Annotated in this window: 24 protein-coding genes and 3 tRNA genes; 15 read left to right on the top strand and 12 right to left on the bottom strand. The window is 73.7% G+C overall.

What is annotated here, in order from left to right; genetic code table 11:
- Nucleotides 1-106: 106 nt before the first annotated feature.
- Both MRBLML1_RS08360 and MRBLML1_RS08355 read right to left on the bottom strand, forming a co-directional pair.
- A tRNA-Lys gene (locus MRBLML1_RS08360) sits at nucleotides 107-179 on the bottom strand.
- A gap of 63 nt (nucleotides 180-242) precedes the next feature.
- Nucleotides 243-1,808 (bottom strand): phytoene desaturase family protein, encoded by a 1,566-nt coding sequence (locus MRBLML1_RS08355; protein ID WP_364514170.1) that lies wholly within the window; start codon nucleotides 1,806-1,808, stop codon nucleotides 243-245.
- A gap of 86 nt (nucleotides 1,809-1,894) precedes the next feature.
- Here MRBLML1_RS08355 and MRBLML1_RS08350 point away from each other — a divergent pair, with 86 nt between their 5' ends.
- From MRBLML1_RS08350 to MRBLML1_RS08335, 4 genes are read left to right on the top strand one after another with little or no spacing between them, the layout of a single operon-like run.
- On the top strand, nucleotides 1,895-2,845 hold the full coding sequence (locus MRBLML1_RS08350) for a pirin family protein (protein ID WP_364514168.1): 951 nt from the start codon (nucleotides 1,895-1,897) through the stop codon (nucleotides 2,843-2,845).
- A gap of 27 nt (nucleotides 2,846-2,872) precedes the next feature.
- Nucleotides 2,873-3,214, top strand: coding sequence for a VOC family protein (locus MRBLML1_RS08345; RefSeq protein ID WP_364514165.1), 342 nt, complete (start codon nucleotides 2,873-2,875; stop codon nucleotides 3,212-3,214).
- Entirely contained in the window at nucleotides 3,207-3,626 is a 420-nt protein-coding gene (locus tag MRBLML1_RS08340) for a MarR family winged helix-turn-helix transcriptional regulator (protein WP_364514162.1), read from the top strand. The genes MRBLML1_RS08345 and MRBLML1_RS08340 overlap by 8 nt, the downstream gene beginning before the upstream one ends.
- Before the next feature lie 11 nt (nucleotides 3,627-3,637).
- Nucleotides 3,638-5,524, top strand: coding sequence for a penicillin acylase family protein (locus MRBLML1_RS08335; protein WP_364514159.1), 1,887 nt, complete (start codon nucleotides 3,638-3,640; stop codon nucleotides 5,522-5,524).
- On the opposite strand, the gene MRBLML1_RS08330 is transcribed toward MRBLML1_RS08335, so the two are convergent.
- The 3 genes from MRBLML1_RS08330 to orn all read right to left on the bottom strand — a co-directional run bounded on the left by MRBLML1_RS08330 (nucleotide 5,479) and on the right by orn (nucleotide 7,210).
- Nucleotides 5,479-6,351, bottom strand: a complete 873-nt coding sequence (locus tag MRBLML1_RS08330) for a helix-turn-helix domain-containing GNAT family N-acetyltransferase (RefSeq protein ID WP_364514156.1) — start codon at nucleotides 6,349-6,351, stop codon at nucleotides 5,479-5,481. The two genes, MRBLML1_RS08335 and MRBLML1_RS08330, sit on opposite strands and share 46 nt — an antisense overlap.
- 89 nt (nucleotides 6,352-6,440) lie before the next feature.
- Nucleotides 6,441-6,516, bottom strand: a tRNA-His gene (locus tag MRBLML1_RS08325).
- 58 nt (nucleotides 6,517-6,574) lie between these two features.
- Nucleotides 6,575-7,210: an oligoribonuclease gene (gene orn, locus MRBLML1_RS08320; RefSeq protein WP_364514154.1), complete on the bottom strand. Its 636-nt coding sequence runs from the start codon at nucleotides 7,208-7,210 to the stop codon at nucleotides 6,575-6,577.
- Nucleotides 7,211-7,295: 85 nt separating this feature from the next.
- On the opposite strand from orn, the gene MRBLML1_RS08315 reads away from it, so the two are divergent.
- The 5 genes from MRBLML1_RS08315 (at nucleotide 7,296) to MRBLML1_RS08295 (ending at nucleotide 12,313) form a co-directional block, all read left to right on the top strand.
- A complete protein-coding gene (locus MRBLML1_RS08315) occupies nucleotides 7,296-7,790 on the top strand; it encodes a MauE/DoxX family redox-associated membrane protein (RefSeq protein WP_364514153.1) in 495 nt (164 codons plus the stop codon).
- Nucleotides 7,790-8,515: a DsbA family protein gene (locus MRBLML1_RS08310; protein ID WP_364514151.1), complete on the top strand. Its 726-nt coding sequence runs from the start codon at nucleotides 7,790-7,792 to the stop codon at nucleotides 8,513-8,515. The genes MRBLML1_RS08315 and MRBLML1_RS08310 overlap by 1 nt, the downstream gene beginning before the upstream one ends.
- 8 nt (nucleotides 8,516-8,523) lie before the next feature.
- Nucleotides 8,524-9,540: an adenosine deaminase gene (locus MRBLML1_RS08305; protein WP_414691241.1), complete on the top strand. Its 1,017-nt coding sequence runs from the start codon at nucleotides 8,524-8,526 to the stop codon at nucleotides 9,538-9,540.
- 2 nt (nucleotides 9,541-9,542) lie between these two features.
- Nucleotides 9,543-10,709: an acyl-CoA dehydrogenase family protein gene (locus tag MRBLML1_RS08300; RefSeq protein WP_364514147.1), complete on the top strand. Its 1,167-nt coding sequence runs from the start codon at nucleotides 9,543-9,545 to the stop codon at nucleotides 10,707-10,709.
- Nucleotides 10,710-10,915: 206 nt separating this feature from the next.
- A complete protein-coding gene (locus MRBLML1_RS08295; RefSeq protein ID WP_364514144.1) occupies nucleotides 10,916-12,313 on the top strand; it encodes a hypothetical protein in 1,398 nt (465 codons plus the stop codon).
- 80 nt (nucleotides 12,314-12,393) lie between these two features.
- Here the strand turns inward: MRBLML1_RS08295 and MRBLML1_RS08290 are convergent, their stop codons facing one another.
- The 5 genes from MRBLML1_RS08290 to MRBLML1_RS08270 form a co-directional block, all read right to left on the bottom strand.
- On the bottom strand, nucleotides 12,394-13,197 hold the full coding sequence (locus MRBLML1_RS08290) for an ABC transporter ATP-binding protein (RefSeq protein WP_364514141.1): 804 nt from the start codon (nucleotides 13,195-13,197) through the stop codon (nucleotides 12,394-12,396).
- Complete coding sequence (locus tag MRBLML1_RS08285; RefSeq protein ID WP_364514138.1) at nucleotides 13,194-13,862, bottom strand: FadR/GntR family transcriptional regulator; 669 nt, start codon at nucleotides 13,860-13,862, stop codon at nucleotides 13,194-13,196. The genes MRBLML1_RS08290 and MRBLML1_RS08285 overlap by 4 nt, the downstream gene beginning before the upstream one ends.
- Before the next feature lie 46 nt (nucleotides 13,863-13,908).
- Nucleotides 13,909-14,556, bottom strand: a complete 648-nt coding sequence (locus MRBLML1_RS08280; RefSeq protein WP_364514135.1) for a hypothetical protein — start codon at nucleotides 14,554-14,556, stop codon at nucleotides 13,909-13,911.
- A 35-nt stretch (nucleotides 14,557-14,591) separates the two neighbouring features.
- Nucleotides 14,592-14,668, bottom strand: a tRNA-Arg gene (locus tag MRBLML1_RS08275).
- A gap of 23 nt (nucleotides 14,669-14,691) precedes the next feature.
- A complete protein-coding gene (locus tag MRBLML1_RS08270) occupies nucleotides 14,692-15,546 on the bottom strand; it encodes an LLM class flavin-dependent oxidoreductase (protein ID WP_364514133.1) in 855 nt (284 codons plus the stop codon).
- A 74-nt stretch (nucleotides 15,547-15,620) separates the two neighbouring features.
- On the opposite strand from MRBLML1_RS08270, the gene MRBLML1_RS08265 reads away from it, so the two are divergent.
- Nucleotides 15,621-16,076, top strand: coding sequence for a DUF4396 domain-containing protein (locus tag MRBLML1_RS08265; protein WP_364514130.1), 456 nt, complete (start codon nucleotides 15,621-15,623; stop codon nucleotides 16,074-16,076).
- Nucleotides 16,077-16,083: 7 nt separating this feature from the next.
- On the opposite strand, the gene MRBLML1_RS08260 is transcribed toward MRBLML1_RS08265, so the two are convergent.
- Nucleotides 16,084-17,430: an NAD-dependent malic enzyme gene (locus MRBLML1_RS08260; RefSeq protein ID WP_364515616.1), complete on the bottom strand. Its 1,347-nt coding sequence runs from the start codon at nucleotides 17,428-17,430 to the stop codon at nucleotides 16,084-16,086.
- Nucleotides 17,431-17,581: 151 nt separating this feature from the next.
- Between MRBLML1_RS08260 and MRBLML1_RS08255 the strand changes: the two genes are divergently transcribed.
- From MRBLML1_RS08255 to MRBLML1_RS08235, 5 genes are all read left to right on the top strand, one after another.
- Nucleotides 17,582-18,655 carry a TIGR03857 family LLM class F420-dependent oxidoreductase gene (locus MRBLML1_RS08255; protein ID WP_364515613.1) on the top strand — a complete coding sequence of 358 codons (1,074 nt, stop codon included), beginning with the start codon at nucleotides 17,582-17,584 and terminating at the stop codon, nucleotides 18,653-18,655.
- Entirely contained in the window at nucleotides 18,652-19,698 is a 1,047-nt protein-coding gene (locus tag MRBLML1_RS08250) for a phosphotransferase family protein (RefSeq protein ID WP_364514127.1), read from the top strand. The genes MRBLML1_RS08255 and MRBLML1_RS08250 overlap by 4 nt, the downstream gene beginning before the upstream one ends.
- A 103-nt stretch (nucleotides 19,699-19,801) precedes the next feature.
- A complete protein-coding gene (locus tag MRBLML1_RS08245) occupies nucleotides 19,802-21,115 on the top strand; it encodes an MFS transporter (protein WP_364514125.1) in 1,314 nt (437 codons plus the stop codon).
- Nucleotides 21,116-21,140: 25 nt separating this feature from the next.
- On the top strand, nucleotides 21,141-21,797 hold the full coding sequence (locus MRBLML1_RS08240; protein WP_364514122.1) for a response regulator transcription factor: 657 nt from the start codon (nucleotides 21,141-21,143) through the stop codon (nucleotides 21,795-21,797).
- Nucleotides 21,794-23,152, top strand: coding sequence for a sensor histidine kinase (locus MRBLML1_RS08235; protein ID WP_364514119.1), 1,359 nt, complete (start codon nucleotides 21,794-21,796; stop codon nucleotides 23,150-23,152). The genes MRBLML1_RS08240 and MRBLML1_RS08235 overlap by 4 nt, the downstream gene beginning before the upstream one ends.
- Here MRBLML1_RS08235 and MRBLML1_RS08230 read toward each other — a convergent pair.
- Nucleotides 23,124-24,083 carry a TAXI family TRAP transporter solute-binding subunit gene (locus MRBLML1_RS08230; protein ID WP_364514116.1) on the bottom strand — a complete coding sequence of 320 codons (960 nt, stop codon included), beginning with the start codon at nucleotides 24,081-24,083 and terminating at the stop codon, nucleotides 23,124-23,126. The two genes, MRBLML1_RS08235 and MRBLML1_RS08230, sit on opposite strands and share 29 nt — an antisense overlap.
- Between the last annotated feature and the right edge of the window lie 4 nt (nucleotides 24,084-24,087).

Genomic DNA, 24,087 nt, shown 5'->3' with positions numbered 1-24,087 from the left:
ATCGCACCAGTACCCGCGCGCAGGCGGGGGATGCCTGTGGGACCGGTCTCAGCACCGCCTGGAAACGCCGAGAGGCCCGGTCTTCCGACCGGGCCTCTCGCTGCGGTACGCCATCAGGGACTCGAACCCCGAACCCGCTGATTAAGAGTCAGCTGCTCTGCCAATTGAGCTAATGGCGCATGCGGTGAACGCGAGGTGAAACATTACCAGCGCCCCGCGCGGCCGGCGAAATCGGGAGCCACTCAGCGCAGCTCCAGCACCGCCTGGGCCGCGTTGTGGCCGCCCAGCCCGCTGACGGCGCCGCCGCGCCGAGCGCCGGAGCCGCACAGCAGCACGTCGTCGTACGACGTCTGGACGCCCCAGCGCTCGGCCGGCGACTCCAGCCGGGCGCGGGCCGGTGCCCAGGGCCACTCCAGGTCGCCGTGGAAGATGTGGCCGCCGGGCATGGCCAGGTCCGCCTCGACGTCCTGGGGGATCTTGGCCTCGATGCAGGGCTCACCGGACGGGGTGCGCAGGACGACCGCGTCGATCGGCTCGTCCAGCACGGCGTCGAGGGCGGCGATCGCACGGCGCACGGCCTCCGCCTTCGTGGCCGCGGGGTCGTCGGCGAAGAGGCGGGCGGGGGTGTGCAGCCCGAAGTAGGTCAGCGTGTGCGTGCCCGGTGGGACGTCGCCGAGGATCGAGGCGTCGGTGAGCGAGTGGCAGTAGACCTCCCCGGGCAGCGGGTCGGGGAGGGCGCCGCCGGCCGCGGCGGCCCAGGCGGCCTCCAGCTCGGTGGCGGACTCGGCGAGGTGCAGGGTGCCGGCGAAGGCCCGCTCGGGGTCGATCCCGGAGCGCAGCCGCGGCAGCCGGGCCAGCAGGACGTTGATCTTGAGCTGGGCGCCCTCGGGCTTGGTGGCGGGGTCCTCGCCCTCGCCGAGCAGGATCCGCAGCACCCACGGCGCGACGTTCGGCAGCACGAACCGGGCGGAGGTGGTGTGCTCGCGGGCTCCGTCGTGCCACCGCACCTCGGCGCCGTCGCCGGAGCCGCCCGGGCGGATCGCGCTCACGCCCGCGCCGGTGACGATCGACGCGCCGGCCCCGGCGGCCGCCCGCCACAGGGCGTCGGTGACCGCGCCCATCCCGCCGACGGGCACCCGCCACTCGCCGGTGCCGTCGCCGATCAGGTGGTAGAGGAAGCACCGGTTCTGCACCAGGCTCGGGTCGTGCAGGGACGCGAAGGTCCCGATCAGCGCGTCGGTGGCCACCACGCCGCGGACCAGGTCGTCGTCGAAGCGGCGCTCGACCGCTTCGCCGAGCGGGCGCTCGACCACGTCGCGCCAGATCTCGGGGTCCACCTGCTCGCGCAGCGCGGCGTCGGTGCCGAGCGGCCGGGTCAGGGTGGGGGCGACGGCCGCCGCCAGCCCGGAGACACCGGCGTAGAAGGCCCGCCAGGCGTCGTACGCCGCGTCGGATCCGGTGACCTCGCGGAACGACGCCCGGGTGGCAGCGCCCTCGTCGCGCTCGACGTAGAGCCCGGTGGCACGGCCCTCGCGCACCACCGGTGAGTACGACGCCGTGGGGCGGCTCACCAGGTCGAGGTCCAGCCCGAGGTCGCTGACGACCTGCCGGGGGAGCAGCGAGACGAGGTAGGAGTAGCGCGAGAGCCGGGTCGGGAAGTCCGGGAAAGCCTGGGTCGAGACGGCCGCGCCGCCGACGTGGGGGAGGCGCTCGAGGACGAGCACGGAGAGCCCCGCGCGAGCGAGGTAGGCGGCAGCGGTCAGGCCGTTGTGGCCGCCGCCGACGACGACGACGTCGTAGCGGGTCATGCTCCCGACCCTATGCGGAATGGATCGGCAGGGGATATAGTTGACACGGCAACCAATACCGGTTGAAACCCCAGGAGGTGGGCGAGATGCCCGCGATCACCGTTGACGACCTGACCGTCCTGCCGCGCCTGAGCGCGCCGGGGCTCGGCGACCAGCCGCGCCCGGTCTGGCAGGTCACCACTGCTCCGCAGGGCTACGAGGGGGAGGGCTTCCCGGTCCGCCGCGCCTTCGCGGGCATCGACATCAAGCACCTCGACCCGTTCATCATGATGGACCAGATGGGCGAGGTGGAGTACGCGCCGGGCGAGCCCAAGGGCACGCCGTGGCACCCGCACCGCGGCTTCGAGACGGTGACCTACATGATCGACGGGGTCATGGACCACCAGGACAACCACGGCGGCGGCGGCACGATCACCGACGGCGACACGCAGTGGATGACCGCCGGCCGCGGCATCATGCACATCGAGGCGCCGCCGGAGTGGCTGGTGCAGCAGGGCGGCCTGTTCCACGGCATCCAGCTCTGGGTGAACCTGCCGCGCGACTCCAAGACCAACGACCCGCGCTACCAGGACATCCGCTCCGGCGAGGTCGCTCTGCTGACGACGCCGGACGCCGGCGCGCTGGTCCGGGTGATCGCCGGTCGCGTCGGCGGGCACGACGGCCCCGGGTCGACGTACACCCCGATGACCTTGGTGCACGCCACGCTCGAGCCCGGCGCCCGCCTGGAGCTGCCGTGGAACGTCGACCACAACGCGCTGGTCTACGTCCTCAACGGCTCCGGCACGGTCGGCGCGACCGACGCCACGGCGCTGCGCACCGGCCAGACCGCCGTCCTCGGCGCGGGCGACTTCGTCACCATCGCCGCCGACGAGCGGCAGGAGAGCCGCTCGCCGCGGCTCGACGTGGTGGTCGTGGGCGGCCAGCCGATCCGCGAGCCGATCGCGTGGGCCGGGCCGTTCGTGATGAACACCAAGGCCGAGGTGCTCGCGGCGTACGAGGACTTCCAGAAGGGGCGCTTCGGACTGCCGGTTGCCTGATTGACAGGCACCTGTCAAAGTGGCGGCATGAGCGTGCTGCACCGGGTGATCGTGTCCGTCGCCTCGACCGAGGCCGCCCTGCGCTTCTACGGCGACCTGCTCGGCCTCCCCGTCGAGCGGTCCGGCCCGATGACCCGTCTCGGCGACGGCCCGGTCGAGGTCCTGCTCCACGAACGACCCACGGCGCCGAGCGACCGGGCGGTCGCGCTGAGCCTCCGGGTCGCGGACGTCGACACGACGTCCGCGACCTGGGCGCGCGCCGGCGGGGTCGTGGTCGACCCGCCGGCCGACCAGCCCTGGGGCGAGCGCCAGGCCGTCGTCCGCGACCCGGACGGGCACCTCGTCTGCCTGGTGGGCGCGCGTGGCTGAGGCCGACGACCTGCTCACGGCACTCGTCGACCACGTCTTCGCGCTGGCCGGCCGGTTCACCGAGGCGGGCGATGCGATCACCGGCCCCGAGGACCTGAGCGCCGCGCGCTGGCTGGTGCTCGGCGCGCTGCAGGACGGTCCGCTCAGCCCGGCCGAGATCGCCCGCCGGCGCGGGGTGGCGCGCCAGTCGATCCGGGAGAGCGTCGCGCGACTGGAGCGCAGCGGCCACCTGTCCCGCACGGACGGGACCGACCAGCGCACCTTCCTCGTCGCGCTCACCTCCCGTGGCCGGGAGGCACTGGCGCGGATCGAGCCCCGGCGGCGGGCCTGGGCGGAGGAGACGGCCGCCGCCGTCGAGGTCGAGGCGCTGCGCGACGCCGTCGCGGTGCTGGCGCGGCTGCGCGCGTCGTAGCCTTGCGGTCCATGGCCCACCTCTTCCGCGACCCGTACGGCGTCCCGCACCTGCGTGCCGCGACGGTCACCGACCTCGCGCACGCCCAGGGCCGGGTCACCGTCGCGGACCGGGCCTGGCAGCTGGAGTGGCTGCGGCTGCGCGCGACGAGCGGGACCGCAGCGGTCCTCGGCGGCGAGCTCGCCGAGGCGTGGGATGACTTCGCCCGCCGGGTGGAGGTCGAGGAGACGGCCCGGCGCGCGTTCGCCGCGTGCGCCCCGGAGACGCGGGCCTTCACCGCGTCGTACGCCGACGGGGTGAACGCCGCCCTGGCCCGGTTCGACCCCGCCGAGGTCCCCGAGCTGGTCCACCTCGGTCACCGGCCCGGGGAGTGGGAGCCGTGGACGCCGATGGCCACCCACCTCGCCCAGCAGGTGCTCTTCGGCGGCATCGGCCAGGCGTTGTGGCTGCGGCTGGCCCACGAGGTCCTCGGCGAGGACGCCCGCCTGCTCACCCACGAGGGCCTGCAGGTCGCCGGCAGCAACGCCTGGATGGCCGGCGGGGAGCGCACGGCGTCGGGCTTCCCGCTGATCGGCGGCGACCCGCACCGCACGATCGAGCAGCCGGGGATCTACCAGCAGGTGCGGCTGGTGTGCGAGGACCCCGACGACACCTTCGACGTGCTCGGCTACACCTTCGTCGGCATGCCCGGCGTCCAGCACTTCGCGCACGCCGGCGAGGTGGCGTGGGCGATCACCAACGCCTGCGCCGACTACCAGGACCTCGTCGAGGACGGGCTGCCCCTCGCCGGCGGGCTCACCGTGCGCACGGCCTCCTGGGTGCTCGGCGAGCTCGGCTTCGACGCGCTGCTGCCGCTGCTGCGGGCGCGCACCGTCGACGACGTGGACGCCGCCTTCGAGCACTGGGTCGAGCCCGTCAACAACCTGGTGGTCGCCGATCGCGGCGGCGCGCTGCGCTACCGCATCGCCGGCCGGGTCCCGGTCCGTGACGCCGACGGCACGTGGACGGGCTGGCTCGGCTCGCCGAACCGGGCCGACGCCGGTCCCGACGAGGTGGTCGTCACCGCCAACGAGCGGCGCGGGCCGGAGAGCGACGCGATCGGTTCGTCGTTCTCGCCGCCGTACCGGGCGCGGCGGATCCGGGAGCTGCTCGGTGAGAGACGTGGCCTGGACCGCGCGGACTTCGAGGCGATCCACGACGACGCGCTGCTGCCGACGGTGGCGGTCCTGACCCGGCTGGTGCCGGGCGCCTTCGACGACTTCGACGGTGTGATGGCCGCCGACTCGGCCCCGGCCGCGCGGTTCGCGGCCTGGCGCTCGGCGCTCGTACGACGCCTGGCCGACGAACCCGCGCTGGCGCCGCTCGCGACGCCGGGCCCGGCGCACGACCACGGCCCGCTGTTCCGGGCCTCGCTCGACCCGGTCGCGCAGCTCGCGCTGGCGTTGCCGACGCTCGCCGAGGAGGCCCTCGCCGGCCGCCCGCCCTTCGGGATCGACCTGCTCGCGCTCGCTCGGGCAGCGCTGGACGACCTCGCCGACGTGCCGGACACCTGGGGGACGACCCACCGGGCCACTCCGGCGCACGCGCTCGCGTCGTACGGCTTCGAGGCCGGCATCCCCTTCCTGCCCGTCTCCGGCGACCAGGACGCCGTGCGCACGATGGGCTCGTGGCCTGCCATCAGCGACGCCGCGACCCGGGGCGCGGTGGCCCGCTACGTGTGGGACCTCGCCGACCGGGAGGCCGGGGGCTGGGTGGTGCCGACCGGGGCCTGCGGCGTGCCCGGAGAGCACTACGCCGACCAGCTCGACGCGTGGGTCGAGGGCCGGTTGCTGCCGATCGTCACCGCGTGGGATCAGCTGACGGAGGACAGCTCCTTCGCGAAGAACGCCTCCGCGTAGGGGTTGTCGTTGTAGCGCTCGACCCGCGTGTAGCCGGCCCGCTCGTACATCGCGATCGCCTCGGTCAGGGTGCCGTTCGTGTCGAGCACGACCCGCCCGTAGCCCTGCTCCCGCGCCAGGTCCTCCAGGTGCCGCAGCATCCGCGCACCGAGGCCGGCGCCGCGCCACGCGCCGTCGACCCACATCCGCTTGACCTCCGCGGTGCGCTCGTCGAGCACCGGCCGGATGCCGCCGTAGGCCACCGGTGCGCCGTCCGAGGTCGCCACGACGTACCTCGCCCCGGGCTCCGGCGCGTCCGGGCCGCCCGGGTCGAAGCCGCCGGGGAAGCGGCGGTCCAGCTCGGCGACGTAGCGCCGGGTCGCCTCCTGGGCCACCGGGTCGTCGGAGGCGACCTCGCGCAGCCGCACGGTCGCCGCCCGGACCAGGAGGTCCGCGGTGCCCAGCGCCGTGGCGAGCCGCTCCTGCTGGCGCGGGGTCAGCGGGGCCACCAGCGTGGCGGCCCGGTCCTCGGAGCGGCGCTCCAGGTCGTCGTACGCCTGCTGGCCGGAGGGGCTCAGCTCCACGACCCGGCGCCGCCGGTCACCGGGGTCGACGACGGTCGCGACCAGGCCCTCCTCCTCCAGGCGGCGCAGCATCCGCGACAGGTGCCCGGAGTCGAGGTCGAGCCGCTCGCGCAGGTCCCGCACGCTCGCCGGTCCGCCGCTGCCGATCTCGTGGAGCAGCCGGGAGACCGCCAGCGGGCGCCCGGTGCCGAGGAAGGAGTCGTCGAGCACGCCGATGCGCTGGGTGTAGGTCCGGTTGAAGCGGCGGAGGACGTCGGTGAGCATTCTCTGACTATAGTCAGAGATCGCGGCCGCAGTGGGGCGAGGGCGAAAAAGACGAACCGGCCGGACTCGATCGAGTCCGGCCGGCTCCTTGGGGTGAGTAACGGGACTTGAACCCGCGACATCCGCCACCACAAGGCGGCGCTCTACCAGCTGAGCTATACCCACCAGGGCCGTCCCGGGCGTGCCGGGCAGCGGGACGAGTGTAGACGCACTCGGTCCGGAACTAGGAATCGGTATCCGTCGCAGCCACGCCGAGCCCGGTGATCGAGCCGCCGTGGCGGGCGGCCGCGGCCTTGGCGGCGTCGGCGTCGGGGCCGGGGAGCGGGACGAAGACGGTGTCGCGGTAGTAGCGCAGCTCCTCGATGCTCTCCTGGATGTCGGCGAGCGCGCGGTGGTTGCCGCGCTTGGTGGGGGCGTTGAAGTACGCCCGCGGGAACCACCGCTTCGACAGCTCCTTGATCGAGGAGACGTCGACGATCCGGTAGTGCAGGAAGGCGTCCAGCTCGGACATGTCGCGCGCGACGAACCCGCGGTCGGTGGCGACCGAGTTGCCGGCCAGCGCCGGACGGCTGTCGGGCGCGCAGTGCTCGCGCAGGTAGGCCATCACCTGCTCCTCGGCCTCGCGCAGGCTCACCCCGCCGTCGAGCTCGGCGAGCAGGCCGGAGGTCTCGTGCATGTTCCGGACGAACTCGATCATCTGGTCCAGCGCCTCCGCGGGCGGCTTGACGATGAGGTCGACGCCCTCGCCGAGGACGTTGAGGTCGAAGTCGGTCACCAGCGCGGCGATCTCGATGAGGGCGTCGTTCTCGAGGTCGAGCCCGGTCATCTCGCAGTCGATCCAGACCAGTCGTTCGTTCACGAGGGAGCACCCTACGCCTGCCCGGGTACGACGGCGCCGGGCGCTTCTCAGGAGCCGCTCAGTGGCGGCCACTAGTCTCGGCGGCGTGAACGGAGGACTGGCCTGGGTGGGTCTGCTCGCCCGGCTGGTGACCGGTGGCGTGTGGATCGTCGCCGGCGCGCTGAAGATCACCCAGCCGGACGCCAGCATCGCCGCGGTCCGCGCCTACCAGCTGCTGCCGTCCTCGCTCGCCGAGACCGTCGGCGTCGCCCTGCCCGGCCTCGAGCTGGTCATCGGCCTGGCGCTGGTCCTCGGCGTGCTCACCCGCGGCGCGGCCGTGCTGTCGTCGCTGCTGTTCGTGGCCTTCATCGTCGGCATCGCCTCGGTGTGGGCGCGCGGCATCGAGATCGACTGCGGCTGCTTCGGCGGGGGCGGCTCCGACCCGGGGGCGGCGTCGTCGTACCCCTGGGAGATCGCGCGCGACGTCGCGCTGCTGGCCGCCTCGATCCTCGTCGTGTACGTCGGGCGGACCCGCCTGGCGCTGGACTCCGTGCTGTTCCGGCCGCGCACCGCGCGCACCACCCAAGGAGAGGGAGACTGATGTCGAAGGCCAACGAGCGGGCCCAGCGGGCTGCCGAGGAGCGGGCCGCGCAGGCGAGGCGGGAGTCCCGCCGCCGGATCCTGACGATCGGCGGCGTCGTCCTCGCGATGATCGTCATCGTCGGTGGTGCGGTGCTCGTCAGTGTCCTGAACAAGAAGGAGGTCACCGTCTCCGACGCGGGCTCCAGCGACTTCGGCGTCACGATCGGCAAGAAGGACGCACCGCACACGGTGGTCATCTACGAGGACTTCATCTGCCCCTTCTGCGGCGAGCTGGAGTCGCGCACCCGCGACGACCTGACCAAGCTGGCCGAGGACGGCAAGGTGCTCGTCGAGTACCGCCCCTTCGACCTGCTCAGCGGCCGGGTCGGCGACTACCCGATCCGCGCCGCCAGCGCGTTCTCCGTGGTGCTGGAGAAGTCCGGCCCCGAGGTCGCGAAGAAGTTCCACGACCTGCTCTACGAGAACCAGCCCGCCGAGGACTCCGGCGACTCGGTCACCAACGACGACCTGGTCGCCCTCGCCGTGGAGGCCGGCGCCACCGAGTCCGACGTCGCCGACGCGATCAAGAACGTCAGCAACAAGGACTGGGTCACCAAGGCGACCCAGGAGGCCACCGCCAACAACGTCCAGGGCACGCCGACGATCCTGCTCGACGGCAAGGTGTTCGACGACGGCCGCACCGTCGACGACCTTGCGAAGAACCTCGTCGACGCGCTTGAGTGACGACCGTGCTGAGCAACTTCATCGCGGGACTGCCGAAGGCCGAGCTGCACGTCCACCACGTCGGGTCGGCCTCCCCGCGGATCGTGTCCGAGCTGGCGGAGCGCCACCCGGGCACGGTGCCCTCGGACCCCGCGCTGCTCCGTGACTTCTTCGCCTTCCGCGACTTCGCCCACTTCATCGAGGTCTACCTCGCCGTCGTCGACCTGGTCCGCACGCCCGAGGACGTGCGCTACCTGACCTACGAGATCGGCCGGGAGCTCGCCGAGGGACAGGCGGTGCGCTACGCCGAGCTCACCTGCACGCCGTACACCTCGGTGCTGCCGGACGACCCCGAGCGGGGCATGCCGATCGAGGCCTACACGGAGGCGATCGAGGACGCCCGGCTCGCCGCCGAGCGGGACTTCGGGCTCGTGCTGCGGTGGATCTACGACGTGCCGGGCGAGTCCGGCGTGCCGGCCGCCGACGCGACGCTGGGCTACGCGCTCGACCACGCGCCCGACGGCCTGGTCGCCTTCGGGCTGGGCGGCCCGGAGATCGGCGTGCCGCGGGACTGGTTCGTGCCGCACTTCGCCGCGGCCAGGGCCGCCGGGCTGCACTCGGTCCCGCACGCGGGGGAGACCACCGGGCCGGAGACGATCTGGACCTCGCTGCGCGACCTCGGTGCCGAGCGGATCGGGCACGGCACGTCGGCCGCCCAGGACCCCGCGCTGCTGGCCCACCTCGCCGAGCACGGCATCCCGCTGGAGGTCTGCTCGTCGTCGAACGTCGCGACCCGCGCGGTGGCCTCGCTGGCCGAGCACCCGCTGCCCACCTTCGTCGAGGCGGGGGTCGTGGTGACGATCAACTCCGACGACCCGCCGATGTTCGGGACCACGCTCAACCGGGAGTACGAGATCGCGGCCGACCTGCTCGGAGTCGAGGAGGCCGGGCTGGCGGACCTGTCGCGGGCGGCGGTGCGCGCGTCCTTCGCGCCCGACGAGGTGAAGGCGCGGCTGCTCGGCGAGATCGACGCCTACGCGGGCTGAGCATGAGCCGCACGCCCTTCGAGCTGTTCGACATCGACGGACTCCTCTCCGAGGAGGAGCGGGCGATTCGCGAGACCGTGCGCGCCTTCGTGGCCGCGAAGGTCCGCCCGCACCTGGCGCAGTGGTACGAGGAGGCCGCGATCCCGGCCCGGGAGCTGGCCCGCGAGCTCGGCGGCCTGGGTGTGCTGGGCATGCACCTGGAGGGCTACGGCTGCGCGGGGACCAGCGCCACGGCGTACGGCCTGGCCTGCCTGGAGCTGGAGGCCGGCGACTCCGGCCTGCGCTCGCTGGTCTCGGTGCAGGGCTCGCTGGCGATGTTCGCGATCCACCGGTGGGGCTCGGCGGAGCACAAGGACACCTGGCTGCCGCGGATGGCCACCGGCGAGGCGATCGGCTGCTTCGGGCTCACCGAGCCGGACTTCGGCTCCAACCCCGCCGGCATGCGCACCCGGGCGGTGCGCGACGGCGACGGCTGGGTGCTGAGCGGCACCAAGATGTGGATCACCAACGGCTCGGTCGCCGACGTCGCGGTGGTGTGGGCGCAGACCTCGGAGGGCGTTCGCGGGTTCGTCGTGCCCACCGACAGCGAGGGCTTCTCGGCCCCGGAGATCAAGCGGAAGATGTCGCTGCGCGCCTCGGTGACCTCCGAGCTGGTGCTCGACGGGGTGCGCCTGCCCGGTGACGCGGTGTTCCCGGACGTGCGCGGCCTGCGCGGGCCGCTGTCGTGCCTCGACGAGGCCCGGTTCGGGATCGTCTTCGGCGCGCTCGGGGCGGCGCGCGACTGCCTGGAGACCGCGATCGCCTACGCCGGGGAGCGGGAGATCTTCGACAGGCCGCTGGCGTCGTACCAGCTGACCCAGGCGAAGCTCGCCGACATGACCCTCGAGCTCGGCAAGGGGATGCTGCTCGCGCTGCACCTCGGCCGGCTCAAGGACGCCGGCCGGCTCGCGGCGGACCAGGTCAGCCTCGGCAAGCTCAACAACGTGCGTGAGGCGATCGCGATCGCGCGGGAGTGCCGGACGATCCTCGGCGCGGCCGGGATCACCCTGGAGCACCCGGTGATGAGGCACGCCAACAACCTGGAGTCGGTGCTGACCTACGAGGGCACCTCCGAGGTGCACCAGCTCGTCATCGGCCGCGCGCTGACCGGCGAGTCCGCCTTCCGCTGAGCCTCCCCCGGGATGGCCTCGGCCCCACGAGGCTCATACCTCCCGCGGGGCCGTTCCCTCTTTCTACGACGTCCGGTGGGCCCGGCGGGGGAGGCGCGCCGCGTACCGGATCCGGTGCCGGAGCATCCTATGGCTGGTGCTATGTCACATGCCGCGTGGTGGGGTGGGTCCGCTCCGACCGCCTACCTCTCGGGAAAGACACCTCTGTGAACCACGCCCCTCTGGCGCCCGCGCTCCGCACGATCCGCGCGGCGGCGTACGCCGTCACCGTCCTGCTCGGCCTGCTCCTGGTGCCCGCCACCGCCCGGACCGCCCTCGCCGACACCCCGCCCGCGCCGGTCGCCGCCTTCAACGCGCGCTGCGCCGGCACGACGATCGACGACCCGGCCGCCGCCCCCGGTCCCTACGGCGACCTGACCCGGGTGAAGGGCAAGCGGCTGGAGGACTACAACGCCGGCCACGCGGTGATCCTCTACGACTACTACGGCGAGAGCGACGCCGAGTCGGCGCCACCGGTCTGCGCGGTGCACCACGACGCCCGCACCGGCGGCCCGGTCGCGGAGTGGATGTACTGCACGGACCTGAAGCTCCACGTGTGCGGGACCACCGCCGAGGACGGCGCCTTGGTCGACAAGGACGGCAGCCCGGTCGGCCCGCTGCTGCCGCAGCCGGGCAACGAGAAGCTGAGCGCCGACCAGGAGAAGCTGATCACCTACCTGATCCAGCACGGGCACTCCTTCGACCGTGCGCAGGACACCACCCTCGACGCCACCCAGGCGCGCTCCGACGGCACCACCTGGGAGCGCCGCGCGCTGCAGCTGCTCGTGTGGTGCGTCTCCGACGCGCCGTACGACGACAAGGGGGTCTGCGCCGCCAACCTGCCGCAGAGCGAGCAGGACGACATCCTGGCCCGGATCCCGAGCGACCCGACCCTCACGCTCGCCTCGCCGAGCGGCACCCGCGAGGTCGGCCAGGTCGCGCGCTTCACGCTGACGACCAACCTCTACGGGCAGGACCTGACGGTCCGCAGGACCGGTGCCGGCCGGCTCGCCGTGTGCGGCGGCCCGGCCACGCTCGACGGTGACACCCTCGTCGTCCGCGGAGACGACCCGACGCGGACGAGCACGGTCCAGCTCTGCGTCACCGGCACCGCGCCGGGCGCCGTCACCCTGGAGGTGACCGGCACCCCGGCCGCGACGGAGAAGGTGCGCTGGAACCAGAGTGCGCACAGCGTCGCGGGGGAGCAGTGCCAGCACTACGCCTCCTTCTCCGAGGAGACCTCGCTGGACGTCACCACCGACGGCCGCACCCGGTTCATCGCGGCCCAGGACGACCCGACCGAGCCCACGGACCAGCCCACCACCGGCCCGGGTGGCCCGGGCGGAGCGGGCGACACCGGGACCGGTGGCACGGACGGAGGTGCCGGCACGGGCGCCGGTGGCTCGGGCTCCGGCGTCGGCGGCGCCTCGGCCGGGGACGGCACCCTGCCGGACACCGGCTCGCCGATGTCGGGTGGCCTGCTCGGCCTCGCAGGCGGTCTGCTGGTGCTCGGTGCCCTGATGACCCTGCGGTCACGGCAGCGGACCGGTCGCCACCGCGCCTGAGGCCCCTCGGTCCGGACGGCCCCACGCGACCCTCCCCGCGGGGGCCGTCCGCTCTCAGGTCACCTCGTCAGGCCGTCTCGTCAGGCCGCCTCGTCGGGCCGCAGCGCCCGCGCGGCCCAACGGCCGCCGTCCCGGCTGACCTCGATCGGGTGCTCGAAGGCGCGGGTGATCGTGCTGGTGGTGACGGCGCTCGCGACGTCGCCGGCCGCGACCGTGCGGCCGTGGCTGATCAGCAGCGCGTGGCTGGTGGAGACCGGCAGCTCCTCCAGGTGGTGGGTGACCAGCACCGAGGCGACCTCGGGCGCGGTCCGGGCCAGCCGGTCGAGCACCTCCAGCAGCTGTTCGCGGGCTGCGACGTCGAGCCCGGTCGTCGGCTCGTCGAGGAGCAGCAGCCGCGGCTCGGCCACCAGCGCACGGGCGATCAGCGCCCGCCCGCGCTCGCCCTGGGACAGGCCCGGCCACTGCGCGTCGGCCCGGTGGGTGAGCCCGACCTCGGCGACGAGGTCGTCGGCGCGGCGTACCTCCTCGGGCGTGGGCTCCCAGCGCATCTTGGTCTCGATGGTGCCGGTCAACCCGGTGAGCACGACCTCACGGACCGTGAGCCGCGACTGCAGGGGATGGCGCGGGTTGACGTGCCCGATCACCCGGCGCAGCTCCTGGAGCTCGACCCGGCCCAGGCGCTTGCCGAGCACGTCGACGGTGCCGCTCGTCGGGTGCACGTGCGCGCCGCAGAAGCCCAGCAGCGTGGACTTCCCGGCGCCGTTCGGCCCGAGCAGCGCCCAGTGCTCGCCGGCTCGGACCCGCAGGTCGATGCCGTGCAGGATCTGGGTGCCGCCGCGGCGGAAGGTCACCTCGGCGAGGTCGAGGACGACGGGGGCGTTCACGCGATGCTCTCCTTCAGGGACGTCAGGTGGTGGCGGCTCAGGTCGGCGGCCGCGGCCGTGTCGCGCGCGCCGATCGCCTCGTGCAGCAGTCGGTGGAAGCGATGGTCGGCGTCCTCGTCGAAGTCGGCGCGGAGCCGCAGCATCTCCACCATCGTCTGGCGCACCCGCGGCACGAAGCCGTCGAACAGGCCCACCAGCAGAGGGTTGTGGGCGGCGACGACGACCGCGCGGTGGAACGCCATGTCGGCGTCCACGTGCTCCTCCAGGCTCTCCGCGCCCCGCGCGCGCCCGGCCAGGGCACGGGAGATCGCCCGCAGCTCGGTGGGCGTACGACGCTCGGCCGCCAGCGCTGCGGCCTCCGCCTCGATCGCGATCCGCGCCTCCAGCACGGAGGCGATGTCGGCGCGGCGCAGCACCAGGTCCCAGTCCTCGCGGGCGTCCAGCGCCGTCACGAACACGCCCGCGCCCTGCCGGCTCGCCAGCACCCCGCGGCCCGCCAGCTGGCGGATCGCCTCGCGCACCGTGGACCGGCCCACACCGAGCTGCGGCGCCAGCGTGGTCTCCCCGGGCAGGCGTTGGCCGAGCTGCCACTCGCCGGCGCGGATCCGGTCGAGGAGGAGCCCGGCGGCCTGCTCGGCGAGCGGCTCACGTCGTACCTGGGGCATGGGACCTGTCTACTTGTCTGAGGAGTCCGCCCCAGTGTACGTGCCCTCAGCCGCCGCGCAGGCGCCGGGCGGTCGCGTAGGAGCGCTCGCGCAGGTGGCTCACCCACGCGTACTGCTCCAGCCCCGGCAGCGGGTTCGTCACCGGGTCGTACGACGCCTCCGCGTCGTCGGGCAGCGGGAGCTCGGTGGTCAGCACGCCCAGGTGCTGCCACGCCCCGCCCACCCGCGCCCAGGACAGCTCGTAGCCGCGCACGTCCACCGGACGCGCGCCGATCACGACCGGCCCGACCGGGCTGCGGTAGGGGAGCAGGCAGGTCAGCGGCTGGTCCGCACGCCACGCCGGCACGAGCAGGTGCCGGCTCACCGGGTCCCACCCGGTGCTCGCGAGCAGCAGGTCGCCGTACCGGTCGCGATCGGTGCGGACCCGCAGCGCCAGCCCCGCGACGTCCGGCAGTGGCCCCGGCAGGCCGATCGCGCGGGACGTGCGCACCAGCACCTCGTCCTCGCCGGGCTCGTCGAGCCACGCCACCCCGGTGCGCTCCTCGCTCCCGGCGCGGGTCAGCCGGCCCGCCCAGGTCTGTCCCTCCGGGTGCAGCGGCTTGTCAGCCGGGCGCAGCGCGGCGATGCCGGTGGTCGCGGCCGCGAGCGCGCGGCCGGCGAGGTCGGCAGCGGTGGTCAGCACGGAGTTCGCCATCCCCGGGCGGTACCCGGGGTGGCCGCGGCAAACGGTGGCGCCCCCGGCAGGAGTCGAACCCGCAACCAGTCGGGTAGAAACCGACGGCTCTATCCAATTGAGCTACGGAGGCCTGCGCGAAGGCTATCGCTCCCTTCAGCCGAGGACGGCGTCGGCGAGCCTCTCCACCTGGTCGAGATCGGGCACCGCGGCGTGGAAGTTCACGCTGTCGAAGCCCAGGTCGCCGAAGCGCCGGACGGTGTCGCGAGCCTCGCGGGCCGTCGTCACGAGGTCGTCGACGACGCGGTCGACGAAACCGGGGTGGGCGGCGTAGTAAGAACCCACGTGATCGCGTCCTCGCTCGCGCTCGCGGAGAGCGACGTTGCAGCAGGCGATCAGCAGGGGGGTGCCGGCTCGTCCGGCCTCGGTCCACCGACGCCGCAGGTCCTCCGCGATGCGGCCGGCGGCGTCGTAGTCGCGGTAGGACCCGGCGGTCCAGCCGTCGGCGTACGCGACCACGCGCCGCCATGTCGCGGCGACGGTGCCGCCCAGGACTACCGGGATCGGGTGCGACTGTCCGGTGATGGCGGTGCCGCCTCGGGTGCTGGTGCCACCGGTGGTGACGTCGGCGAACTCCTGGAGGGTCGCGTCGAGCCGGGCGCCGCGCCCCTCCATCGCCGCGCCGGTCTCGACGAAGTCGTCCGGCCGCCCGCCGACGCCGATGCCGGCGACGAACCGTCCGCCGCTGAGACTGGCGAGGTCGGCCGCGAGCTTCTGCAGGACGCCGGTGGGGTACAGCGGACCGAGGATGATGTTGGACATCAGCTCAGGGCGGGTCGTCACCGCCGCCGCGGCGGCGAGCTGGGTGAAGCAGCCATGGCTCGGATAGGCGAACCGGTCGGTCGCCGCGAGCGCGTCGAAGCCTCGCTGCTCGCCGGCCCGGGCCCACTCGACGATGTCGTTCCCGGTGCTTCCCGCGATGTTGCCCGGGAGTCCCAGTCCGATCTTCATGCCGCCATCCCCTCCCCGAGGACGACGCTACATCGGACCGTGGAATAAACCCCTGGGGGGTATGTTGGGTCGACATGAACCCCCGCAACCGGCTCGCCGCCAGCGCCACCCTCCACTGCCTCACCGGCTGTGCCATCGGTGAGGTCCTCGGCCTGGTGATCGGTACGACGGCCGGCCTGTCCAACGTCCAGACCATCGTGCTGGCGACCGGCCTGGCGTTCGTCTTCGGCTACGGCCTCTCCTCGGTCCCGCTGGTCCGCTCTGGGATGCCGCTGGCCGGCGCGCTCAAGCTGGTGCTCGCCGCGGACACGGTCTCGATCCTGGTGATGGAGGTCGTCGACAACGCGGTGATGGCCGTGGTCCCGGGCGCGATGGACGCCGGGCTGGGGGACGCGATCTTCTGGGGCGGCATGGTGGTGGCGCTCACGGCGGCCTTCGTGGCGGCGTTCCCGGTCAACCGGTGGCTCATCGACCGCGGCAAGGGACACGCCCTCCACCACGCCCACCACGGGCCCGACGCTCACCGCTGACCAGGCGTCACTCCGGCTGGTGGGCGATGGCGGTGGCGACCGCCTGGTGCACCTCGGGGTGGAAGACCGAGGGCATGATGAAGCTCGCGTTGAGCTCCTCGTCGCCGACCACGTGCGCGATCGCGTCCGCGGCGCGCAGGCACATCTCCACCGTGACCTCGTGCGCGCGAGCGTCCAGGAGGCCGCGGAAGACGCCGGGGAAGGCCAGCACGTTGTTGATCTGGTTGGGGAAGTCGGAGCGGCCGGACGCGACGACGGCGGCGTGCTTGGCGGCCTGGGCGGGGTCGACCTCGGGGTCGGGGTTGGCGAGTGCGAAGACGACCGGGTCGGTGGCCATGTCGGCGATCCACTCCGGCTCCAGGATGCCGGGGGCACTCACGCCGATGAACACGTCGGCGCCGACGAGCACGTCCTTCAGCCCACCGCTGCGACCGTCGCGGTTGGTCAGCGAGGCCAGCTCCTGGTGGGTCAGGGAGAGCGAGGAGTCGCCGCGCACCAGCGCGCCGGCACGGTCGACGACCACGACGTCCTCGACGCCGGCCGCGAGGAGCAGCTTGACGATCGCGGTGCCGGCGGCGCCCGCGCCGGAGACCACGACCCGGGCCTGGCCGATCTCCTTCTTGACCACGCGCAGCGCGTTGGTGAGCGCCGCCAGGACGACGATCGCGGTGCCGTGCTGGTCGTCGTGGAAGACCGGGATGTCGAGCCGCTCGCGCAGCCGGGCCTCGATCTCGAAGCAGCGCGGCGCGGCGATGTCCTCGAGGTTGATGCCGCCGAAGCCGGGCGCGATCAGCTCGACCGCGCGCACGATCTCGTCGGTGTCCTGGGTGTCCAGGCAGATCGGCCAGGCGTCGATCTCGCCGAACCGCTTGAACAGCGCGGCCTTGCCCTCCATCACCGGCAGCGCGGCGCCGGGGCCGATGTTGCCCAGGCCCAGCACGGCCGAGCCGTCGGTGACCACGGCGACGGTGTTGCCCTTGATCGTCAGGCGTCGTACGTCGTCGGGGTTCTCCGCGATCGCCATCGACACCCGTCCCACGCCGGGGGTGTAGGCCAGCGACATGTCGTCGCGGGTGCGCAGCGGGACCTTGGAGGCGACCTCGATCTTGCCGCCGAGGTGGATCAGGAAGGTCCGGTCGGAGACCTTGTGCACCTCGACGCCCTCGACCGCGGCGACCGCGGTCTGCAGCTCGGCGGCGTGCTCGGCGTCCGCCGCCGAGCAGGTCACGTCCACGGTGAGCCGGGTCGGGCTGGACTCGGCGACGTCGATCGCCGTCACCATCCCGCCGGCTCCGGCGATGGCCGTGGCGACCTCGCCGACCACGCCGTGGTCGATCGAGGTGTGCAGACGCATGGTGATGGAGTACGACGAGGCGGTGGCGGTCTTGGCAGGCACGGTCGCCAGTCAACTCCCGTGCGGGGGTTACTCGGAAGTCGCAAGCTGCCGAACTCAACGAACACAAGTGCTGGACACGTGTCCAGTCGAGTGTCATGCTGCGCCGGTGATGCCTGAGATCGGCTGCTACGGACTGGCCGGCCACACCTCCTCGCCCCGCGACCTGCTCGCCGAGGCGCGCCTGGCGGAAGACCTCGGGATCGGCGCGGTCTTCCTCTCCGAGCGGTTCAACGTCAAGGACGCCGGTGTGCTCGCCGGCGCCGCCGCGGCGGCCACCGAGCGGATCGGGATCGCCACCGCGGCCACCAACCACAACACCCGCCACCCGCTGGTGACCGCGACCATGGCGAGCACGCTGCACCGGCTCAGCGAAGGGCGTTACGCCTTCGGCCTGGGCCGCGGCTTCGACCTGCTCTTCGACGTGATGGGCCTGCCCCGGGTGACCGGTGCCCAGATGCGCGACGCGATCGGGATCTACCGGCGGCTGTGGCACGGCGAGGCGTTCGGCCACAGCGGGCCCGCCGGCGACTTCCCCTACCTCTCCCAGGGCGCCGACCTCGACGAGGACGTCCCGGTGCTGATGATGGCCATCGGGGAACGCTCGCTGCGCCTGGCCGGCCAGGTCGCCGACGGCGTCGTGCTGCACACCTTCCTCACCGACGACACCCTCGCCCGCTCGGTCGCCACCGTCCGCGCCGCCGCCGAGCAGGCCGGGCGCGACCCCGGCTCGGTGCGGGTCTGGTCGGTGCTGGCCACCGTCGACGACGAGATCGCGGAGGAGGCCCGGCTGCGCAAGCTGGTCGGCCGGCTCGCGACCTACCTCCAGGGGTACGGCGAGGTGCTGGTCCGCGCCAACGGCTGGTCCCTCGACGACCTGGCCCGCTTCCGCGCGCACCCGCTCGTGCAGGGCTACCCGGGTGCCTTCGACGCGATCGGCACGGTCGAGGAGCTGACCCGCCTGCGCGACGAGGCGCTGCCGGCGCACTGGCTCGCCGCGTCCGCGACCGGGACCGCCGAGCAGTGCGCGGCGCGGGTCCGCGACCAGCTCGACGCGGGCGCCGACTCGGTCGTGCTGCACGGGGCGACGCCGGCGGAGCTCGCGGGCGTCGTACGGGCGTGGGCGGAGGTCCGCGACCCGGGGCTGGACGCGCTGCCCGCCAACCCCGGGTGGGGACGGCGATGAGCGTCGTCTCCTCCGTCGAGGAGCTCACCCCGGCCTGGCTCTCCGCGGCGCTGGGCCGGCAGGTCGACGAGGTCACCGCGAGCCCCGTCGGGACCGGCCAGATCGGCACCTGCTTCCGGCTCGCGCTCACCGGCGACCCGGCGCTCCCGGCCACCGTGCTCGCCAAGCTGCCGGCGGCCGACCCCGCAGCGCGGGCGCTGCTCGCCAACCCCTACCGCACCGAGGTCCGGTTCTACCGCGAGGTCCTGCCGACGGTCGCGGTCCGCACGCCCCGGCTGCACCACGCGGAGATCGCCGACGAGGGCGGCGACTTCGTGCTGCTCCTGGAGGACCTCGCGCCGGCGACCCAGGGCGACCAGGTCGCCGGCTGCACCGTCGCACAGGCCGAGGACGCGGTGGTCAACCTGGCCGGCCTGCACGGCCCGCGCTGGTGCGACCCCACGCTCCTCGACGTCGAGGGCCTCGCGCTCAACGGGCCTGACGACGCCGCGCTGATGGCCGAGCTGTTCGGCCCGGCCGTCGAGATGTTCGTCGCCAACCTCGCCGGGCTCCTGGGCGAGGCGGACGTCGCGACCGTCCGCGCCGTGCCGGCCGTCGTCGAGGCGTGGGCGCTCGCGCGCACCGAGCGGTTCGGGCTGGTCCACGGCGACTACCGCCTCGACAACCTGCTCTTCCCTCCCGAGGGACGGGGCGTCTCGGCCGTCGACTGGCAGACGCTCAGCCTCGGGCTGCCCGCCCGCGACCTCGCCTACGCGATCGCGACCAGCCTGGACCCCGCCGAGCGCCGCACCGCCGAGCGCGACCTCGTCGCGGCCTACCACCGGGCGCTCCGGGCGCACGGCGTCGCGTCGTACTCCCTGGAGCAGTGCTGGGACGACTACCGCTTCGCGCAGCTCCAGGTGCCGCTCGTCGCGGTCTTCGGCCAGGCCTACGGCGCGCGCACCGAGCGCGGCGACCGCATGTTCGCGGCGATGACCGCCCGCTCCTGCGCGGCGATCCGCGACCTCGCGACGTTCGACCTCCTCGATGCAAGGAGTTTGTAAACTCAGCGCCCCGAGCGGCCCGCTGTGACCGCCGCCACTCCTACGGTCGTCCGGTCGCGAGTCCTCTCTGGGACTCGCACCGAGATCAGAGGAGCTGCTGCCGATGGCCACCATCGTCGCCACCACCCAGCGCCCGCCGTCCACACGGCGAGCCGTCCTGAACACCGTCCGGGGCTCGCTGGGCAACCTCGTCGAGTGGTACGACGTGTACGTCTACACCGTCTTCGCGTCGTACTTCGAGACCCACTTCTTCGGCGGCGACGAGCCCAACGCGGGCGTCTACACGATGGCGATCTTCGCGGTCACCTTCCTCATGCGGCCGATCGGCTCGTGGTACTTCGGCCGCTTCGCCGACCGCCACGGCCGTCGGCCGGCGCTGGTGTTCAGCGTGAGCCTGATGGCGGCGGCGTCCTTGATCATCGCGGTCGCACCGACGGCAGCGACGGTCGGCAGCGGTGCCGTCGTGATCCTCGTGCTCTGCCGGCTGCTCCAGGGGTTCGCGACCGGCGGGGAGTACGGCACCTCCGCGACGTACATGTCCGAGGCGGCGACGCCCGAGCGCCGCGGCTTCTTCTCCTCCTTCCAGTACGTCACGCTCGTCGGCGGCCACGTGCTCGCCCAGCTGATGCTGCTCCTCCAGCAGGCCTTCCTGAGCGACGAGCAGATCAGCGACTTCGGCTGGCGGATCGCGTTCGCCTTCGGCGCCGTCGCCGCGGTCGTCGTGCTCTGGCTGCGCTCGTCGATGGACGAGTCGCTCCAGGTCCAGGAGGGGGAGGGCGCCCGGCGCTCCGGCTCGATGCGCGAGCTGCTGACCCGCTACCCGCGCCAGCTCCTGCTCTGCTTCCTGGTCACCCTCGGCGGCACCGTCGCGTTCTACACCTACAGCGTCAACGGCCCGAGCACCGTCAAGAGCGTGTACGCCGAGCAGGGAATGACCGCGACCTGGGTCAACCTCGCTGCGCTGGTGGTCCTCATGCTGCTGCAGCCGGTCGGTGGTCTGGTCAGCGACCGGGTGGGCCGCAAGCCGCTGCTGGTCTTCTTCGGGATCGGCGGGGTGCTCTTCACCTACCTGTTCATCACCACGCTGCCGGAGGTCACCACGCCGCTGGGCAGCTTCGCGCTCCTCGTCGCGAGCTATGTCCTGCTGACCGGCTACACCTCGATCAACGCGGTGGTGAAGGCCGAGATGTTCCCGGCGCACGTCCGTGCGCTGGGCGTCGGCCTGGGCTACGCGCTGGCGAACTCCGCCTTCGGCGGCACCGCCCCGCTGATCTACGAGGCGGCCAAGAAGCACGACCACGTCGGGCTGTTCGCGGTCTACGTCACGATCGCGGTCGGGGTGTCGCTCGTGGTCTACGTGTTCGGGCTGCGCAACCGCCGCGACACCTACCTCGACCGGGAGCAGGCCCGCACCTGAGCGCACGCCCTACGATGGCAGCGCGATGCGGATCCTGCTGGTGGAGGACGACCCCGGTGTCGCCGAGGCGCTCACCCAGGCCCTGCGGCGCAACGGCTACCAGGTCTGCCGCGCCGCGACCGCGGCGGCGGCCCTGGACGCCCACGCGGACGCCGAGCTGCTGCTGCTCGACATGGGCTTGCCGGACCGTGACGGGCTGTGGGTCTGTCAGGAGGTCCGCAAGGTCTCAGCCGTCCCGATCGTGGCGCTGACCGCCCGCCGCGCCGAGCGGGCGGTCGTCGCCGCGCTGCGAGCGGGCGTCGACGACTACGTCACCAAGCCCTACAGCCTCGACGTCCTGCTCGCCCGGGTGGAGGCGGTGCTGCGCCGGGCGACCCCCGCCGCGACACCGCCCGCCGCGGACCTCGGCGTCGAGCTGCTCGCCGAGTCCCGCGAGGTCCGTACGGCGGACGGCGTCGTCGCACTGACCGCCAAGGAGTTCGAGCTGCTGCGCGCCCTGGTCCGCACGCCCGGCCGGCCGGTCAGCCGCGCGGCGCTGATGGAGGAGGTCTGGGACACCACCTGGGTCGGCGCCTCGCGCACCCTCGACGTCCACGTCGCCGGCCTGCGCGGCAAGCTCGGCGCCGCGCTGGTGATCGAGACCGTGCGGGGGATCGGCTACCGGGTGGTGCCCGAGCGGTGAGGCGCCGGCTGCTGGTGCTCACCATCGCCGTCATCGGCGTGCTGCTCGCGGCGCTGCTGGTGCCCAGCGTCGTCAGCGACGCCGCCGCGCGCACCGACGACCTGCACGAGCGCCGGCTCGCCGCCGCGACCCGGCTCGCCGCGCTCGCGGGCGATGCCTCCACCGAGCAGCAGGTGCGCGCCCTGGAGCCGGACCTGCGCCGCTTCCACGACGTGTACGACGCGGACGTGCTCGTGCTCGACGCCGACGGCACCGTCCTCGCCCGCTCCGGCACCGGCAGCGGCACCGGCAGCGACGCCGGCGTGGACGCCGCGGTCGCCGCCGCCCTCGACGGCAACCCGACGACCGCGCCCGACCCGGTGTGGCCCTGGGACACCGACCCGATGGTGATCGCGACCCCGATCGGGCGGGACGCCCAGGTGCTCGGCGCCGTGGTCGTGGTGCAGCCCACGGACGACGTACGACGGGCGGTGGCGTGGCGGCTCGGCGTCGTCGTCGCGCTCGGCCTGGCCGCGCTCGCGGTCGTCGCGCTCCTGGTCGCCCTGCCGCTCGTGGGCTGGATCCTGCGCCCGGTGCGGGACCTGGAGAGCAGTGCGCGCCAGCTCGGCGAGGGCGACACGTCCGCGCGCGTGCCCGGCGCCGGACCGCCCGAGCTGCGCCGGCTCGCGGCGACCTTCAACACCATGGCAGAGAGCGTCGAGGTGTCCCAGCGCCAGCAACGCGACCTCGTCGCTGACGTCTCCCACCAGCTTGCCAACCCGGTGACCGCGCTGCGGCTGCGACTGGAGGCGCTCGCAGAGGAGCGGGCCGGTGACGACCTCGGCGCGGCGATCGAGGAGACCGACCGGATCGCCCGCGCGCTGGAGGGGCTGATCGAGGTCAGCAGCGCCGGCTCCCGCGACCGGGAGCGCGGCGAGGTCGACCTGGTCGCGCAGGTCCGGGAGCGGATCGGGTTGTGGGAGCCGCTCTTCGGCGACCTGCTCGCGGTGGACCTCGCGCCGGCACCGGCGAGCGTCGTCGTCGAGCCGGACCTCGCCCCGGTGGTCGTCGACGCGCTGCTCGACAACGCGTTGAAGTACGCCCCCGGCGTGCCGGTCGAGCTCGGCCTGCGCGCCGACGGTGATGACTGGCTGCTCGTCGTCCGCGACCACGGGCCCGAGCTGAGCGACGCGGAGGCCGACGACCTGGGCCGCCGCTTCCACCGCCTGCCGCGTCACGCCGCCATCGAGGGGACCGGTCTCGGCCTGGCCATCGCGGCCGGCCGGCTGCGCGACGCGGGCGGCTCGCTGCGGCTCACCGCCGCCGGGCCGGGCCTGCGCGCGGAGGTCAGGATCCCGCGCGGTCCCGGCGCCTGAAGTAGGACAGCGCACCCGGGTGCAGCGGCAGCGGCTCGGTGAAGATGCCGGCCGCCGCGGTCGGCTGGCGCACGCTCGGCACCAGCCGGGCGATCCGGGCCTGCTCGTCGAAGATCACCGACGTGACGCCGGCAGCGACGTCGTCGGAGAGCCCGGGGCTCGCGACCAGGTGCGTCTTCACGCTCACGGTCTGCACCGCCGCCGGGAGCCGGTACGACGAAGCCGGCAGCGGCCCGGCGACGTACTGCGCCCCGTGCGCGGCCACCAGGGCCGGGACCAGCGCGCCGAGGTCGAGCACCCGCACCGGCGTCCGGGCGGTGAACTCGACGATCGGCTGGATCGGGAAGCCGCTCACGAAGCAGACCGCGTCGACCTGCCGCGCGGCCAGGGCGGAGAGCGCGTCGGCGAGGACCGCGTGGGAGACGGTGACCTCGTCGAGCCCGACGCCGGCCGCGGCGAGCGTGCGGGACACGGTGAGCAGGGTGCCGGAACGACGCTCGCCGACCGCCACCCGTCGTCCCCGCAGGTCGCCGGCGGCGCGGACGGGGGAGTCCGCGCGAACGACGACCTGGAGGAAGCTGTCGTAGAGCCGGGCCAGCGCCACCAGCCCGGTCGCGTCCGCGAACGGCTCCGTCCCGGCCACCGCCTGGGCTGCTGTGTCGCCGAGGCAGAACCCGATCTCGGCCCGCCCGGCCACGATCTGCAGCACGTTGTCGACCGAGCCGCCGGTGTTGACGGTGCTCGCCGAGGTGGCGGGCATCAGCTCGCCGATGACCCGGGCCAGCGCTGCGCCGTACTGGTCGAAGACGGCGCCCGCCGTGCCGGTCGCCAACCGGACCCGGCCGGACGCGCCGGACCACGGACGCCCCTCCGCGCACCCGGACAGGCTCAGCGCCGCGGTGGTGGCGAGCAGCGCGCGCCGCGTCAGCACGACC

This window comes from Nocardioides sp. LML1-1-1.1, assembly GCF_040676175.1.
In the GTDB taxonomy this organism is placed as follows: Bacteria; Actinomycetota; Actinomycetes; order Propionibacteriales; family Nocardioidaceae; genus Nocardioides.
The sequence above is the reverse complement of the archived record's forward strand: the minus strand, read 5'-3'. Positions and strand labels throughout refer to the sequence as shown.

Bases quoted from the DNA above. Each gene is read 5' to 3' on its own strand.
- MRBLML1_RS08355 (WP_364514170.1), bottom strand. From the start codon at position 1,808: ATGACCCGCTACGACGTCGTCGTCGTCGGCGGCGGCCACAACGGCCTG.
- MRBLML1_RS08350 (WP_364514168.1), top strand. From the start codon at position 1,895: ATGCCCGCGATCACCGTTGACGACCTGACCGTCCTGCCGCGCCTGAGC.
- MRBLML1_RS08345 (WP_364514165.1), top strand. From the start codon at position 2,873: ATGAGCGTGCTGCACCGGGTGATCGTGTCCGTCGCCTCGACCGAGGCC.
- MRBLML1_RS08335 (WP_364514159.1), top strand. From the start codon at position 3,638: ATGGCCCACCTCTTCCGCGACCCGTACGGCGTCCCGCACCTGCGTGCC.
- MRBLML1_RS08330 (WP_364514156.1), bottom strand. From the start codon at position 6,351: ATGCTCACCGACGTCCTCCGCCGCTTCAACCGGACCTACACCCAGCGC.
- MRBLML1_RS08310 (WP_364514151.1), top strand. From the start codon at position 7,790: ATGTCGAAGGCCAACGAGCGGGCCCAGCGGGCTGCCGAGGAGCGGGCC.
- MRBLML1_RS08300 (WP_364514147.1), top strand. From the start codon at position 9,543: ATGAGCCGCACGCCCTTCGAGCTGTTCGACATCGACGGACTCCTCTCC.
- MRBLML1_RS08285 (WP_364514138.1), bottom strand. From the start codon at position 13,862: ATGCCCCAGGTACGACGTGAGCCGCTCGCCGAGCAGGCCGCCGGGCTC.
- MRBLML1_RS08280 (WP_364514135.1), bottom strand. From the start codon at position 14,556: ATGGCGAACTCCGTGCTGACCACCGCTGCCGACCTCGCCGGCCGCGCG.
- MRBLML1_RS08270 (WP_364514133.1), bottom strand. From the start codon at position 15,546: ATGAAGATCGGACTGGGACTCCCGGGCAACATCGCGGGAAGCACCGGG.
- MRBLML1_RS08265 (WP_364514130.1), top strand. From the start codon at position 15,621: ATGAACCCCCGCAACCGGCTCGCCGCCAGCGCCACCCTCCACTGCCTC.
- MRBLML1_RS08260 (WP_364515616.1), bottom strand. From the start codon at position 17,430: ATGCGTCTGCACACCTCGATCGACCACGGCGTGGTCGGCGAGGTCGCC.
- MRBLML1_RS08255 (WP_364515613.1), top strand. From the start codon at position 17,582: ATGCCTGAGATCGGCTGCTACGGACTGGCCGGCCACACCTCCTCGCCC.
- MRBLML1_RS08250 (WP_364514127.1), top strand. From the start codon at position 18,652: ATGAGCGTCGTCTCCTCCGTCGAGGAGCTCACCCCGGCCTGGCTCTCC.
- MRBLML1_RS08245 (WP_364514125.1), top strand. From the start codon at position 19,802: ATGGCCACCATCGTCGCCACCACCCAGCGCCCGCCGTCCACACGGCGA.
- MRBLML1_RS08240 (WP_364514122.1), top strand. From the start codon at position 21,141: ATGCGGATCCTGCTGGTGGAGGACGACCCCGGTGTCGCCGAGGCGCTC.